The 14,674-nt window shown below is 72.3% G+C and carries 14 protein-coding genes; 10 read left to right on the plus strand and 4 right to left on the minus strand.

The features are described 5' to 3' along the window. Window positions 1–13: 13 nt before the first annotated feature. Window positions 14–958 carry a LysR family transcriptional regulator ArgP gene (locus ABZV77_RS15260; RefSeq protein ID WP_356255819.1) on the minus strand — a complete coding sequence of 315 codons (945 nt, stop codon included), beginning with the start codon at window positions 956–958 and terminating at the stop codon, window positions 14–16. Window positions 959–1,028: 70 nt separating this feature from the next. Here ABZV77_RS15260 and ABZV77_RS15265 point away from each other — a divergent pair, with 70 nt between their 5' ends. Further along, window positions 1,029–1,643 carry a LysE/ArgO family amino acid transporter gene (locus ABZV77_RS15265; protein WP_356255822.1) on the plus strand — a complete coding sequence of 205 codons (615 nt, stop codon included), beginning with the start codon at window positions 1,029–1,031 and terminating at the stop codon, window positions 1,641–1,643. A gap of 24 nt (window positions 1,644–1,667) precedes the next feature. Here the strand turns inward: ABZV77_RS15265 and thrS are convergent, their stop codons facing one another. Both thrS and ABZV77_RS15275 read right to left on the minus strand, forming a co-directional pair. Then, entirely contained in the window at window positions 1,668–2,930 is a 1,263-nt protein-coding gene (thrS, locus tag ABZV77_RS15270) for a threonine--tRNA ligase (protein ID WP_356255825.1), read from the minus strand. A gap of 135 nt (window positions 2,931–3,065) precedes the next feature. After that, a complete protein-coding gene (locus tag ABZV77_RS15275) occupies window positions 3,066–4,079 on the minus strand; it encodes an aminoglycoside phosphotransferase family protein (protein ID WP_356255828.1) in 1,014 nt (337 codons plus the stop codon). A 184-nt stretch (window positions 4,080–4,263) separates the two neighbouring features. Between ABZV77_RS15275 and ABZV77_RS15280 the strand changes: the two genes are divergently transcribed. Both ABZV77_RS15280 and ABZV77_RS15285 read left to right on the plus strand, forming a co-directional pair. After that, window positions 4,264–4,437 carry a hypothetical protein gene (locus ABZV77_RS15280; RefSeq protein WP_356255831.1) on the plus strand — a complete coding sequence of 58 codons (174 nt, stop codon included), beginning with the start codon at window positions 4,264–4,266 and terminating at the stop codon, window positions 4,435–4,437. 82 nt (window positions 4,438–4,519) lie between these two features. After that, window positions 4,520–4,807 carry a hypothetical protein gene (locus ABZV77_RS15285; RefSeq protein WP_356255834.1) on the plus strand — a complete coding sequence of 96 codons (288 nt, stop codon included), beginning with the start codon at window positions 4,520–4,522 and terminating at the stop codon, window positions 4,805–4,807. A gap of 84 nt (window positions 4,808–4,891) precedes the next feature. Here ABZV77_RS15285 and ABZV77_RS15290 read toward each other — a convergent pair whose 3' ends face one another. Next, entirely contained in the window at window positions 4,892–7,738 is a 2,847-nt protein-coding gene (locus ABZV77_RS15290; RefSeq protein ID WP_356255836.1) for a BTAD domain-containing putative transcriptional regulator, read from the minus strand. A 100-nt stretch (window positions 7,739–7,838) separates the two neighbouring features. Between ABZV77_RS15290 and ABZV77_RS15295 the strand changes: the two genes are divergently transcribed. The 7 genes from ABZV77_RS15295 (at window position 7,839) to ABZV77_RS15325 (ending at window position 14,672) form a co-directional block, all read left to right on the plus strand. Further along, window positions 7,839–8,714, plus strand: coding sequence for a class I SAM-dependent methyltransferase (locus ABZV77_RS15295; protein ID WP_356255839.1), 876 nt, complete (start codon window positions 7,839–7,841; stop codon window positions 8,712–8,714). Window positions 8,715–8,780: 66 nt separating this feature from the next. Continuing rightward, window positions 8,781–9,086: a helix-turn-helix transcriptional regulator gene (locus ABZV77_RS15300; protein ID WP_356255842.1), complete on the plus strand. Its 306-nt coding sequence runs from the start codon at window positions 8,781–8,783 to the stop codon at window positions 9,084–9,086. After that, entirely contained in the window at window positions 9,083–10,531 is a 1,449-nt protein-coding gene (locus ABZV77_RS15305) for a helix-turn-helix transcriptional regulator (RefSeq protein ID WP_356255845.1), read from the plus strand. Before ABZV77_RS15300 ends, ABZV77_RS15305 begins: the two co-directional genes overlap by 4 nt. An 84-nt stretch (window positions 10,532–10,615) precedes the next feature. Then, window positions 10,616–11,140, plus strand: a complete 525-nt coding sequence (locus tag ABZV77_RS15310) for a MarR family transcriptional regulator (protein ID WP_356255846.1) — start codon at window positions 10,616–10,618, stop codon at window positions 11,138–11,140. After that, window positions 11,137–12,375, plus strand: a complete 1,239-nt coding sequence (locus ABZV77_RS15315) for a multidrug effflux MFS transporter (RefSeq protein WP_356255849.1) — start codon at window positions 11,137–11,139, stop codon at window positions 12,373–12,375. The genes ABZV77_RS15310 and ABZV77_RS15315 overlap by 4 nt, the downstream gene beginning before the upstream one ends. Window positions 12,376–12,440: 65 nt before the next feature. Then, window positions 12,441–13,568, plus strand: coding sequence for an FAD-dependent oxidoreductase (locus tag ABZV77_RS15320; protein ID WP_356255852.1), 1,128 nt, complete (start codon window positions 12,441–12,443; stop codon window positions 13,566–13,568). Window positions 13,569–13,661: 93 nt separating this feature from the next. Further along, window positions 13,662–14,672 (plus strand): AraC family transcriptional regulator, encoded by a 1,011-nt coding sequence (locus ABZV77_RS15325; protein ID WP_356255855.1) that lies wholly within the window; start codon window positions 13,662–13,664, stop codon window positions 14,670–14,672. The last annotated feature ends 2 nt before the right edge of the window (window positions 14,673–14,674 follow it).

The following is a 14,674-nucleotide window of genomic DNA, read 5'->3' on the forward strand; positions in this document are numbered from 1 at the left end:
TGTTCGCCCCGTGTCACCGGTCCAGTGCGGTCGCGGCCGCGGCGACCACCGCGTCCGCCATCGCGGCGAGCGCGGGGGAGTCGAGCTTCCACTGCTGCCAGAACAGGGGTACGTCCACCACGCGCTCGGCATCGAGCAGGACCAGCGTGCCTGCGCGAAGCAGCGGCTCGGCCTGCGCCTGCGGCACCACGCCCCAGCCGAGGCCCGCCTCGATCGCCTCGACGAAGCCACGCGACGAGGGGACGTAGTGCCGCAGCGGGCTCGCGCCGCGCCCACCCGTCACCTTGCGCGCGAAGTCGTCCTGCAGACAGTCGCGGCGGTCGAAGAACATCACGGGAGCATCCGCGAGGACCTCCCCGAGCGGCACGCGCGGCCAGTCGCCGAGCCGCCGCGCCACGAACTCGGGCGAGGCGACCGGCAGATACCGCATCCGTCCAAGCCGCCGCACCGTACAGCCCGACACCGCGTCCGGCGACGACGTCACCGCCGCCATCACCGAACCCTCGCGCAGCAGCGACGTCGTGTGGTCCTCGTCCTCGCGGCGCAGCTCGAAGCAGATCCGCAGCTCGTCCGGGATCCGGGCCAGCGCGGACATGAACCAGGTGGCGAGCGAGTCGGCGTTCACCGCGACCGGCAGCACGGCGGGCTCGCCCGTGTCACTGATCCCGAGCTCGGCACGCGCGTCCCGTTCGAGGCGGGCCAGCTGCCGGGCGAACCGCACGACGACCTGCCCCGACTCGGTGGGCCGCACCGGCTTCGTACGCATGAGCAGGACACGGCCGGTCCGGCGCTCCAACGCCTTCACGCGCTGACTGACCGCCGGTGGCGTGACGTGCAGGGCGGCAGCGGCGGCGTCGAAGGTGCCCTCGTCGACGACGGCGAGGAGCGTGCGCACATGCTCCAGCGGCAGCTCCGACAGCGCCCCGGACTTGAATGCCGCGCCTCCAGAAGATGACATCACGATTGCTTAAGCTACATCAGAATCCTTACCTGTACTTAAGGCATCAATGATCTTTAACGTCGATGCCATGGGAACAGCACTGACCGCCGCGGCTGCCGGATTCGGCACCGGACTCTCGCTCATCGTCGCCATCGGCTCGCAGAACGCCTTCGTGCTGCGCCAGGGCATCCGACGTCAGTCGGTGCTCAGCGTGGTGGCCATCTGCGCCGTATCCGACATGGTGCTCATCGCGGCGGGCGTGGCCGGAGTCGGCACCGTGGTCACGGCCTGGCCGCCCGCGCTGACCCTCGTCGGCCTGATAGGCGGAGGCTTCCTCCTCTCGTACGCCGTGCTCGCCGCACGCCGGGCCCTGCGCCCCACCGCCATGACGGCCACGGGCGCGACGGCCGGGTCACGGCGCGGCGCCCTGCTCGCCTGCCTCGCCATGACCTGGCTCAACCCGCACGTCTACCTCGACACCGTCCTCCTCCTCGGCTCGGTCGCCGCCGGTCACGACACGCTGCGCTGGGCCTTCGGGGCGGGCGCGATGCTGGGCAGCGTGTGCTGGTTCGCCGCGCTCGGCTACGGCGCGCGGCTGCTGAGCGGCTTCTTCGCGCGGCCCGCGTCCTGGCGGGCGCTGGACTTCCTGATCGCCGCGACGATGACGGTCATGGGCCTGACGCTGGTCATCGGCGCGCTCTGACCCCTGCCCTGCTTCTAGCCCCCCTCAGTCCCACAGCTCGGCGCGGTGCGCCCCGATCAGGGAGCCGATGCGGGCCAGCGCCTCGGCGGCGGGCAGCGGATCGACGCGTCGGCCGTCGCGCAGCCGCAGCGCGACCAGGTCGTCGGCGTCCTCCTTGGCGCCGATCACGGCCTGGTAGGGCACGAGACGGGCCGCCCGGACGCGCGCGCTCAGGCTCCCGAGCTCCGGACCGGCGAGCTCGGCCCGCAGCCCGAGCTCCGCGCACCGCTGCAGCAGCCGCTCGGCGCCCGGCAATTGGGCCTCGGAGACCGGCAGGACCGCCACCTGGACGGGGGCGAGCCAGGCGGGGAACGCGCCGCCGTGCTGCTCGATGAGATGGGCGACCGCTCTCTCCACGCTGCCGATGATGCTGCGGTGGACCATCACCGGCCGGTGCTTGGCGCCGTCCGCCCCGATGTAGTGCAGATCGAAACGCTCGGGCTGGTGGAAGTCGACCTGAACGGTGGAGAGGGTGGACTCGCGGCCCGCCCCGTCGACGACCTGGACGTCGATCTTCGGCCCGTAGAACGCGGCCTCTCCCTCGGCGGCCTCGTAGGGCAGTCCGGAGCTGTCGAGCACCTCGGTGAGCAGGGCGGTGGACCGGCGCCACTTCTCGGGGTCGGCGACGTACTTGCCGCCGGGGCCCGGCAAGGAGAGCCGGAAGCGGGCCGGACGGATGCCGAGCGCGTCGTACGCGGAGCGGATCATCTCCAGGGCGACGCGCGCCTCGTCGGCGACCTGGTCCAAGGTGCAGAAGATGTGCGCGTCATTGAGGTGGATGGCACGGACCCGGTTCAACCCGCCCAGCACGCCGGAGAGTTCCGCGCGGTACATACCGCCGGTCTCGGCCATGCGCAGCGGCAGCTCGCGGTAGCTGTGGGAGCGGGAGCGGTACATCACCGCGTGGTGTGGGCACAGGCTCGGTCGCAGCACCATCTGCTCGCCGCCCACGTCCATCGGCGGGAACATGTCGTCGCTGTAGTGCGACCAGTGCCCCGAGATCTCGTACAACTCCCGCTTGCCGAGCACCGGCGAGTACACGTGCCGGTAGCCCGCACGCCGCTCGGCGTCGCGGATGTACTCCTCCAAGGCGTGCCGCACGGCCGCGCCGTCCGGCAGCCAGTAAGGAAGTCCCGCACCGAACAGCGGATCGGTGCCGAACAGGCCGAGCTCGCGCCCGAGTTTGCGGTGGTCGTGGTCGTGGTCGTGGGCGCGGGGCTGGTCGTGGTCGTGGGTCGCATTGCTCATGGCGGTCTCCTCGCGGACGTGAGGCGAGTGACCGCAAGCAGAAGCCCCGGGGCACTCGCCCCGGGGCTTCGGACTCAGACATCGGTCAGCGCGCCGGGACACTCTCCGGCGTCGTCGTCATCGCAGCGCGCTTGTTCATGTCGGGGACCGTAACAGGGCGGAGTCCGGCACGGCACGTGATTTGTCCGCGAGGATTTCCGCCGTCTCGAAGTACGGGCGGCTCGCTGCCTCCGCCCCGTGGGCGAGGAGGTAGAGCGCAGTCGAGACGCGTTCGAGGTAGCCCCACTCCCACACCGCGGTGGCGTCGGCACCGCACTCCTCGGCCAGCAGTGCACAGTAGCGACGCGCCAGCCGCGGCGCGTCGCCGTTCAGCAGCTCGGCACACCAGTCGCGCAGCACCACGCCGAGGTCGTACGAAGGGTCGGCGAGGAAGCCGTCGGGGTCGACGAAGACGAATCCGCTCTCCGCCCCCGCACGTGGCGTCGGCACGCGCAGCAGGTTGTCCGGGTGGGGATCGCCGTGGACGACCACTGCTCGGGACGGGCAGTGCGCGGCGGCGCGACGCTCGGCGTACACCATGGCCTTGTCGTACGCGGCCACGGAACAGGGGCGCCCCAGGTCCTTCCACAGCTGCTCGACGAGCACGGCGAGCGCGGTGGCCTTGTTGTCCGCCGCTGCGGTCTCCGCGGGCCCGGGGGAGCGCGGAACCCGCCAGGCCCGGCGCAGCGTCGCGCACAGGGCGGCGATCTGCTGTTCGGGCGCGAGGGCGAGCTCGGACAGGGGTTCGCCGAGGTGCTCCATGAGCAGGGCGAACCGGTCGGTGTCGTGGTTCAGCACACGCACGTAGCCGCGGCCTCCGGCGCGCAGCAGGGTCGTGATCTGCCCCGCGCCCTCGGCCTCGGGCAGGGCCAGCTTGAGGACCACGGCAGCTCCGCCGTCGGTGCGGGCCCGGGCCACGTAGCCGCCCGCGCCCGCCCGGAGCGGCGGTCCGACGGCGACGGACCACTGACGTTCGAGGTCGGCAATCAGCGCGGGCAGCTCCGCCAGCCACTTCTCACCGACCGGCCCGAGCCGCTCGGCCCGGCGGCGTACGACGGGCGCCACCTCGATGCTCTTCTCGCGGCTCTCGTCGCGGCTCTCCTCGCGCACGGAGTCACCCTAGGTCGCCCGGGGTCCCTTCGGACCCTGCGGCCCCTGCGTGTGAAGGTGGTCACAAGCGGCCGTCTCATGATCGGGGTCGGGTGCCACGGACGTACCGAGTTCGCGTAAGGTCGCGGGTCGGCCACCCACGGCCGACTGAGCTACACCGTCACCGAACAAGGAGCCGCAGGTCATGCCGGCCAATGACGCCACCCAGGCGCCGATCTACCACACGCTCATCCAGGAACACGGCGACGTTGTCGCCACGGCCCGCAAGGCCGCGGAGGAGACCCAGCAGACGGCCGAGGACCTGTTGGACTTCAGCACGCCCGCCCGCGCCCGTACGCCTGCCGCGCCCACGTCCTAGAGACGACGGTGCGGCACGGGCGCCGTGCGGGCGCCCCGGCCGCCGTTCGCGTCGACGCCGCCCGATCGGCCAAGATGGCGCAATGGACTACGAGTTCTGGAAAGAAATTCACGAACGCGGCGGCATCCCGGCGGTGAAGAGCGCGCTGGAGGCTCTTCCCGGCGACCTCCCGCCGCAGGACGCGGATGCCGCGACGGAGATGGCCCTCAAGGTCATCGAGGACGACATCGCCCGCATCAACGCGCGGGCGGACCAGGCCGAGGCGCGGGCCCGCCAGCTGACCGAGCAGACCCGCGAGGTGAACCAGCAGCTCACCGAGCACGCGGCCCGCGGTGCGGAGGAGTCGGCACCCGGGAGACCCGCGGAGTGAGGCGGACGGCCGGGGTCGCCCGGCCTGACGGAGGCTCCGACCGGGTGTGACCTCGGGCGCACCCGTACCCGCCGCGCGCACGAGTCACGCCCGAGCCATCAGCCGCACCATCGCCGTGTCGTACCGCGCCTGCAGCCCCGCGTCCGCCGACACCCGCAGCAGTGCCCCGAGCGCGCGGACCGCGCCGTCGTCGTAGCCGGACGACTCGGCTTCGCGGGCCGCGCTCTCCAGCCGCCGGATCCCCTCGGCCTCGTCGCCCATGCCGAGCAGCGCCTCCCCGATCACGGTCCGCAGCAGCACCCGGGCCGCCGCCGACGCCTCCGAGGGGCTGTCGAGGTCGAGCGCGGCGACCGCCGTCTCGAAAGCGGGCCGCCACTCCCTGGCGTCGAGGCGGTGCCGGGCGAGGTGGTACAGCGCGAGGCGCTCGGTGCTCCGGTCGCCGACGCTGTGGGCGAGCTCCGCGGCCAGCGCGCACCCCTCGGCGGCCTCCTCGGGACTGCCGAGTTCGGACTGCGCGAGCGACAGGTTGATCAGCGCGGTCGCCTCGCCGCGCCGGTCGCCCACCTGGGCGGCGAGCACGGGCGCGGCCTCCAGATGGGCCAGCGCCTCGGAGGTGCGGCCCTCCTCCGTCAGGACCCATCCGAGCAGTGCGCGCACCCGCGACTCGGCCCGCGCGTCCCCGTCGGCCCGCGCCGCCTCAAGTGCCGTGCGCAACAAGGGAGCCCAGTCGTCCCGCACCCGCCACACGATCTGCGGCCACAGCGCGAGGACGATCCGCCACGTCCTGCCGTGCAGCCCCGCGGCGCGCGCGGCGGACGCCGCCGACGTCAGGTCGTCGCGCTCGGCCGCGTACCAGGCCATGGCCTGCTCACGGTCGGCGAACTCCCTCGTGGCCTGCGGCGTACGGAAGTCCGTGGGCAGCGTGAAGCACGACTCGTCACCGGGCTCGGCCGCGTCGGCGGCGGCCAGCGCCGTGGCCACACTGTGGTCGAGCCCGCGCACCAGGGCGTCGGGCCCTGCTTCCAGACCGCGCGCGTACAGCCGTACGAGATCGTGCAGCGTCCAGCGGTCCGGCGCGGTCCGGATCACGAGGTGCGCGGCGGTGAGCTTGTCCAGTGCGGCGCCCGCCGCCTCCGGGTCCGTCCCCGCGAGAGCCGCGGCCGCGTACCGGTCGACGTGCGTGCCCGGGTGCTGCCCGAGATGGGCGAAGTGGTGCGCGGCGTCACCCGGCAGCCGCCGCACGGTCAGCCGCAACGCTGCCCTGACGCCGGTGTCCTCCACGTCCAGGAGGTTCAACCGCCGTGACTCGTCGGACAGTTCGGCGCTCATCGCGCTCAGCGGCCAGTCGGGCTGGTCCGCCAGCCTGGCGGCCGCGACCCGCAGCGCGAGCGGCAGCCCGCCGCACAGCTCCGCGAGGTGGCGGGCGGCCACCTCTTCCGCGAGCACCCGTTCCTGGCCGAGCACCGCGGCGAGCAGCGCGGTGCTGTCCTCCGGTTCGAGTACGTCGAGGGGGACGGGCCGGGCCGCGTCGGAGGCGATGAGACCACGCAGCCGGTACCGGCTCGTCACCACGGTGACGCACTCGGCCCCTCCCGGCAGCAGCTCTCTGACCTGCGCGGACGCTCGGGCGTTGTCGAGTACGACGAGGAGCCGACGGTCGGCGCACAGGGACCGGAACAGCGCGGACGCGCCACCGGCCGACTCCGGTATCCGGCGCGGCGCGACACCCAGCGCGAGCAGGAACTCCCGCAGCACTTCGAGGAGGGCGGGCTCACCCGTGTCGCTGAAGCCGCGCAGATCGGCGTAGAGCAGGCCGCCGGGGAACTGCTCGCGGTTGCGGTGCGCCCAGTGCGCCACGAGCGCCGTCTTGCCGACGCCCGCGGGCCCGGTGACCAGACAGACGGGTGCTTCGCCCGCGGCGGCCCGGGACAGGGCGGTGAGCTCGGCGGCACGACCGTGGAAGCCGCGCGGCATGCGGGGCAGGAGGTCGACGGTGGGGGATGGGGGCGAGGGCGGGATCGGCGCCGGGGGCGCCTGCTGGGGAGCTGGGGCTGGGGCTGGGGCTGGAGCTGCGGTCGGGGGCGAGGGTGAGGGTGAAGCTGTGGTCGAGCCTGAGGTTGAGACCGGGGCCGGGGTTGAGGTCGAGGTGGAGACCGAGGCGGGCCGCCGGGCCGGAGCCGCACCCACCTCGTCGTCCCCGCGCAGCACGTCCGTGTACGCGTCGGCCAGCTCCCGGCCCGGATCGACCCCCAGCTCGTCGGCGAGCAGCCGCCGGGTGCGGTGGAACCAGTCGAGGGCCTCCGAACGGCGCCCCGCACGCTGCAGCTCCCGCACGAGCGCGGCGGACAAGGACTCCCGGAGCGGGTGGACGCCCGCCTCCGCGCGCAGCACCGCGGCGGCCCGGGCGTGCTCGCCCATCCGCGAGTAGGCCGTCGCCAGCGACTCCACCGAGGCAAGGCGGAGTTCCTCGAGCGCCTGGGCGGCGGCCTGCAAGGGCTGACTCGGAAACGCGCCGGTCAGCGCGGGTCCCTGCCAGAGAGACAGCGCCTCCTGGTACATCGCCACGGCGTCGTCCGGCGCCCGCTGACTGCGGGCCAGCGTCACCAGCTCCTCGAAGCGGTGGGCGTCCAGCAGGGACTCCGGCATTCGCAGGACGTACGCGGTGCCCTGGGTGAGCAGTTCGACGCCGTACATGTCGGCGTCCGCAGTGTTGAGCAGGACCCGCAGCCGCGACACGTGGCCCTGGATGACGCCGCGAGCTCGCGGGGGCGGTTCGTCGTCCCACAGCGCGTACGTCAGCTGATCCACCGGGACCGGGTGATTCGGCCTGAGCAGCAGGGCGGCGAGCAGGCTGCGCCGCTTTGCGGGGCCGAGGGGCAGCACGCCGACCTCAGTGGCGACGGAAACCGCTCCGAGCAGCCGAAACTCCACTGATGCAACTCCTCTTGCGGGCAAAGATCCAGATGTGCGAAGAGTACGGTCCGGGTGTGGACCCCGAGCGACGGGGGAGTACGAGAGGCGGCGGGCTGGCATGGTGGCCGGTTGGGAGTGGGACGACACGCTGTTCGAAGGAGCTGCCGCCTACTACGCGCGCGGACGGCTTCCCTACGCGCCCGGGCTGGCAGCCACACTGGCCGAGGCCCTGAACCTGGACGGGCGCGGGCGCCTTCTCGATGTGGGATGCGGGCCGGGAACCCTCGCGCTGACTCTGGCGCCTCTCTTCAGCGAGGTCGTGGGCGTTGATCCGGACGACGGGATGATCGCCGAAGCGGAGCGCGATGCCGCCGGGCGGGGAGTGGCCGAGCGGACGCGGTGGGTGCGGGCCCGGGCGGAAGACCTGCCCGCCGGGCTGGGCACGTTCACCGTCGCCACCTTCGGCCAGTCCTTCCACTGGATGGACCAGGACCTGGTGGCGGCGACGGTCAAGAGCATGCTCCGTCCCGGCGGGGCGCTGGTGCACGTCTCGGACCTGAAGCCGCAAGCGGAGGAGGCGGAACGGGAGGCGCAGGCCGTCGACGACCTGCCGTATCCGGCGCCGCCCCACGAGGCGGTGGGCGACCTCGTCAGAAGCTACCTGGGCCCGGTACGCCGGGCGGGCCGCGGCGTGCTGCCGCAAGGCACCCCCGGCGGCGAGCGGGTGGTGCTCGCCCGTGCCGGATTCGCCGGACCGCAGCGCCTTGTCGTCCCGGGCGGGCAGCCATTGGAACGCTCGGTCGACGACGTGGTCGCGGGCGTGTTCTCGATGTCGAGCTCCGCGCCGCACCTGTTCGGGACCCGCCGCGACAGCTTCGAGGCGGACCTGCGGCGACTGCTGCGGGAGGCGTCCGCGTCGGGCCGGTTCTCCGAACGCACCCCGAGCACGGAGGTTTTCGTCTGGCGGGTCGCCCTCCTGGAAAATGCGTGCTGACCCGGATACATGCGTAATCCGCGTGGTGCATGCAGAAGTCGCCACCCCCTTGGATAGGCTGGCGCCATGGGAATGTCTTCCACCGAGCGGCTGCGTGCGGCAGTGGCCGCGCTGATGCAGCTCACCGGCGACACGCAGGCGAGCCTCGCCGCCGTGCTCGGCGTCGACCAGACACAGGTGTCGCGCCGTCAGTCAGGCACCGCGGCCTGGAGTCTGGACGACTGCGACGCGATCGCCGCGCACTACGGCATCGACGTACTCGACCTGCTGGCCGGTCCCACGCGCGCGTGCGAGGCGCTGTCGGCCGACCGCCGCCGCACCGTGCCCGGGCGCCGCACCGCGGCCGATGCGCCGAAGGAGGCCCGGCGGTGAGCGACTTCGACGCGATCGACGCGCTGCTGGCCGCCTCCGGGCCCGAGGTGGAACTGCCGCCCGCCGAGGAGCGCCGCGCGCTGCGTGACGCCCTCAGCCTCTCCCAGGCACAGGTGGCGCGCGCCATCGGCGTGAGTCCGGCCACGGTCGGCGGCTGGGAATCCGGCCGTGAACCGACGGGTGGGATCCGTGAGAAGTACGCGTACTTCCTGGAGGCCGCACGCACGAGGCTCACTCCGCAGCCGGAGTCCCAGCCGGATCCCGATCCCGAGCCTGAGCCCTCTCCGGATCCGGATCCGGATCCGGACCCCGAGATCCTTCCTGAGCCCAAGCCGTGCGTCCTGTGCGGTCAGCCCGCGACCGATCAAGTCGAAGGCTTCCCGCAGCACTTGGACCACGCCGAGTGCGGTCCTGCCCCGGGCGGAGCCGAAGACATTCCTGCGCCCCCCGCCGCCCCCACCCGCCCCGCCACCCCGATGAAGCTCGTCCCGGTTGGCCGCCGCGCCCAGAGTGCCGCCGAGGCCCCCGACGCCATCGGCCGAGCCGTGACGGAGGCGCTCGCCGCGCACGAGGGTGACGTGGAAGCCGCCACCGCCGCGCTGGTGAGGCGCGCCATCCCGGACGCGATGGCCCTGCTGGACGAGACCCGCAAAGGCGGCCGCTACGACGTCGTGGCGCACCCCTGGATCCCCGACATCCTCCGCAAGCAGACCTCGCGCGGCGCGGACCAGATCTGGGAGGCCCGCCCCAAGTGGACCCGCCCCGAACTCCCGCCGGGCGCACACGAGGTGACCGCGCTCGACATCAACGGCGCCTATCTCTCCGCGCTCAAGACGCACCTCCCCCTCGGCCAGCTCGAGCACTCCACCGGCTTCGACCACGACCGGCGCCGCGCGGGAGTCCACCTCGTCACCCCGCCCCACTGGGACCACGAGGGCGTGCTGCCGAACCCCATCGGCAACCGCGACGAGCCGGGACCGCTCTGGATCACCGAGCCCACGCTGCGCCTGCTCCTGCGCCTGTCGTCACCGAAGTACGGGCTGTGCGAACCGCCGACGATCCACGAGTCGTACACCTCGGGCGCGACCGAGGGACTCCTCGAGAAGTTCCGCGTCGCTCTCAAGGACGCCCGCGACCGGGCGATCAACGAGGACGACGAGGTGACGCTGGAGTACGTGAAGGCGATGTACTCCAAGTTCGTCGCCACCATGGGGGAGTCGAACTACAACCGCGAGCTGTACCGCCCGGACTGGATGCACCTGATCCGCTCGCAGGCGTTCGCCAACCTTTGGATGAAGGCGTACAAGGCGTACGACGAGGGCCTCACCGTCGTACGGGCGATGGGCACCGACGAGCTCCATGTGATCGGCGACTGGCAGCGCGTCTTCCCTGAGGGCCGCTCGGTCGCCGAGGTGAAGGTCAAGGACCGGTACACCCTCAACTGATACGCACATGCTTAGCAATGCCATCCAATCTTATCTGCCGAGCAGGCTTGAATCCCTTGCTTGCGAAGCTTTAGCTTTATATCCATGGATGGGATCGCAGCGCAGGAGCACGAAGATCTGGTTCTGGCCGAGTCCGTGCGTTGGGCCGTGTCCCGACTCGCTTCGCGGCTGCGGGCCGAGCAGCCGGGCCCCGGCAGACCGTTGTCCCGACTCGCCGCGTCGGTCCTGGCGAACCTGCGCCACGACGGGGTGTCGACCGCCTCCGAACTGGCAGTCCTCGAAGGCCTCCAGGCCCAGTCACTGACCAGAGTGCTCAACGAACTGGAGGAACAAGGGCGCATCCTGCGCTCGCGCAGTACGGAGGATGCCCGTAGGCAGAACATCTCGATCACCGAGGCGGGGCGGGAAGCGCTGCGCGAGCATGTCCGGGACGGCAACGCCTGGCTGGCCGAGGCGCTGCGGCAGACCCTGTCACCGGCCGAGCGCGCCGTGCTGCAGATCGCCGCCGGACTGCTCGACCAGGTGGCGGCGGCCGACGTGACCGCAGGCGGCAGGAGCGGGTCGGACGAGCCGGCCGCTCGGGCGCCGGGAGCGGCTCCGGCGCTATGACCACCGCCTCTACCGGTACGGCAGCCACCCGTTCCCGCCGGTCGCACGGCCGGTTACTGATCGTCCTTGCCGGGCTGAGCGCCGCGAGCCCGCTGGCCACCGACATGTACGTACCCGCTCTCCCCGACCTGGCACGGTCGCTGGGGACGGATGCCGCCGGAGCACAACTGTCGCTGACCGGCTTCCTGGTGGGCATGATCATGGGGCAGCTGGTCCTCGGCCCTCTCAGCGACGCCACCGGCCGCCGCCCGGTCCTCGTCGCCGGTTCCCTGCTGTTCGCCGTCTTCTCCGCCGTGTGCGCAGTGGCACCGACCGCCGACGTGCTCAACACGGCACGGGTGGGGCAGGGCGTCACGGGTGCGGCCGGGATCGTGGTCGCCCGCGCCGTGGTCGCGGACCTCTTCGACGACCACCAACTGCCCACCGTCTTCGCCAGGCTGGGAGCGATCAGCGCCACGGCCCCGGTCATCGCCCCGCTGGCCGGTGGAGCCCTGCTCCTGGTCGTCTCGTGGCGCTACGTCTTCGCCCTGCTCGCCCTCATCGGGTTGCTGCTCGCCTGGGGCATCCTGCGCTGGGTACCCGAATCCCACCCACCGCGGGCCCGCCTCACCGGCGGTCCGGGCGCCGGTCTGCGCGCCATCGGCCACACCATCACTCAACGGGCACTGCTCACACCGGTACTCGCGCTCGCCTTCGGCGGAGCCGCCGTCTTCGCCTACATCGCGGGAACGACCTTCGTCTTCCGGGACATCTACCACCTGTCTCCGGCCCTGGCCAGCCTCGTCTACGGCGTCAACGCCCTCGGCAACATGGCAGGCAGCCTGGCTTACGGACGGCTGGCCCGACGCAGGTCCCCGGAAAGGCTCCTCGTCATCAGCGGCGCCCTGGCCACGGCGGGAGCAGCCACCCTCCTCCTGATCCAGACGACCACCGGCAGCACCATGCCCCTCACCTGGCTGTGCCTGCTGACCTGCCTCACCGCATTCGGCGTCTTCTTTCCCGCAGTGATCACCGTCGCGCAAAGCCGTGGACGCACCGCGCCGGGAGCCACCTCCGCCCTCCTCGGCGGTGGCCAATTCCTCCTCGGCGCAGCGGCATCCCCTCTTGTCGGACACTTCGGCACCCGGAGCCCGGCCCCCATGGCGGCCATCATGACCACCTGCCTCACCGCAGCCACACTCGCCGCCATCCTCACCGGAACCGGAACTTGCCGACAGCGGATGACCGCCGCCTGATTCGGATAAGGCAGAGCTCCGGCGCGACCTACGGTTTCGAGGAAACCGGAGCCCTGGAGGCGTACATGGACAGCTATCGCGGTGTGCGGACGGCCGTGATCGTGGGGGCGGGCGTGGCCGGTCTGACAGCGGCCACCGCCCTGGCGCGCGGCGGATGGCAGGTGGAGATCACCGAGGCGGAGCCGCCGGGGGCGACGTCTGGATGGGGGCTCTGCCTCACCGGGCCTTCGCTGCGCGCGCTGGACGAGCTGGGCCTTGCGGACGCATGTCTGGCCGAGGGCTACGGCATGAGCACGATCACGCACGTGGACGTCGACGGCGAGCCCGTGGGCGAGGTCCGGTTGCCGCGCCTGGTGGGCGGGCGACGGCCGGCGATGGCCGGTATCGCGCGTCCCCTGTTGCACCACATCCTGTACGCGGAAGCCGAGAGGCGAGGCGTAGTGGTACGCCATGGAGTGACCGTTGTCGCGGTGGACCAGGAGGGCGAGCTGGTCCGCGTTCGGTTGTCGGACGGGACGGTCCGCGAGGTCGCGCTGCTCGTGGGCGCGGACGGGATCCGCTCGTCGGTACGGGGCCTGTTGGGGCTCGACACCTCGGTCGACTTTCACGGGCAGATGGTCTGGCGGGCCCTGGTCCCCCGTCCGCAATGGGCCACCGGCATCCACCAGTTCGCCGGGAAGACCGACACGGCCGGACTCGTACCCCTCTCGGACCGGCAGGCGTACGTGTTCCTGACGGAGAACGGAGTGGCGCGGAGCGTTCTGCCCGACGCCGAACTCGCCCCACGCCTGCAGCAGTTGCTGGCTGCCTTCCCGGGCCGGGTGGAGGAGCTCCGCTCCCAGGTCTCCGGATCGGAATCGGTGGTGCGCCGCCCAGTGCTGACGGCGCTCCTGGACGGCGCCTGGAGCCGGGGAGGCTGCGTGGTCATCGGGGATGCCGCGCACGCGCCCGCGCCGCAGATGGCCAGTGGCGCCGCCCTTGCCGTCGAGGACGGGCTCGTCCTGGCCCGGGAACTCGGACGGCACGCGTCCGTCGACGTGGGGCTCCGGGCGTTCGTCGGGCGGCGCACGCGGCGGTGCCGGACGCTCGTGGAGACCTCGGTGGCGATCGCCGGTCTGGAGCAGGCGCAGCGCCACCCCGAGGCGTATCTGCTGGTTGACTCCTGCCACCGGCTGATGGCCGAGCCCGCGTAGAGCATCAGCCAGTGGGCTCCGACGGCGAGCAGGCCGACGACGGGCTCCGACGACGGGCCCCGACAATGGGCCCCAGGGAGGTGCCCCACCATCATGCCGACGCCGCTGCGCAACCACCTCATCACCAGGTCACAGAACCCCGCCGACCTGCTCAACGCCGCCACTCGCCTGTTCGGTGGCGCGATCGCCACATCGCCCCTGGGCGAGCTGTGCGGCGGCGATCACGAACTGCGCGGCGTCGCGGCGCACGACTTCGCGGTCGGGTGCTTCGCCTCGCCCCTCGGGGTGCGGGTCACCCCGGCCGAGGGCCGTGACCACGATCGCCATCGTGACCGCGGCCGAAGCCGCGGCTCCTACTTCATCAACATCGGTGTCTCCGGTGCCGTCGCCGCATCGTGCGGCGGCCTGCAGACGACCCTCGACGAGGCGACGGCGGGAGTCGTCAACCCCGGAGACACCCAGGAACTGCGGCCCCTGCGCAGCCGGCGGACCCGTTTCCTGGGCCTGCGGATCGACGCCGCCCTGGTCGACCAGGAATTCGCGGTGCTGACCGGCCATCCGCCGGTGTCCACCGTGCGGTTCACTTTCGCCCTCGACCTGGCCAAGGCCAAGGGGCGGGCGGTACAGCTGCTGGTCCGTTCCCTCCTCGAACAGCTGGACTCGGGCGACCCGCTGTTCCAGCGCGCGGAACTGCAGCGCAGCCAACTGCGTTGCCTCGTGACCGCCCTGCTGCTGGCTCAGCCGCACTCGCACACCGGCGAGCTCCACGACGGCCCGCAACCCGGCCACCCGCGCTCCTTGCGGGCAGCCCTCGCCTTCATCGAAGCGAATCTTGCGGAGCGCATCAGCCTCGACGACGTCGCCGGTGCCGCAGGCTGCAGCCCGCGGACCCTCACCTCCGCATTCCGCGACGGGCTCGGGATCTCGCCCATGTCCTACGCCCGGAACCTCCGGCTCGACAGGATTCGCGAGGACCTCCTCGCCACCGGCGACCCCGTCGGCACGGTCGCCTACCGCTGGGGCGTCTCGCACCTCGGCCGCTTCGCGGGCGAGTACCGCGACCGCTTCGCCGAACTGCCCTCCGACACCGCACACCGCAGCTGACC

It is taken from the genome of Streptomyces sp. NPDC004732 (genome assembly GCF_040609235.1).
Lineage (GTDB): Bacteria > Actinomycetota > Actinomycetes > Streptomycetales > Streptomycetaceae > Streptomyces.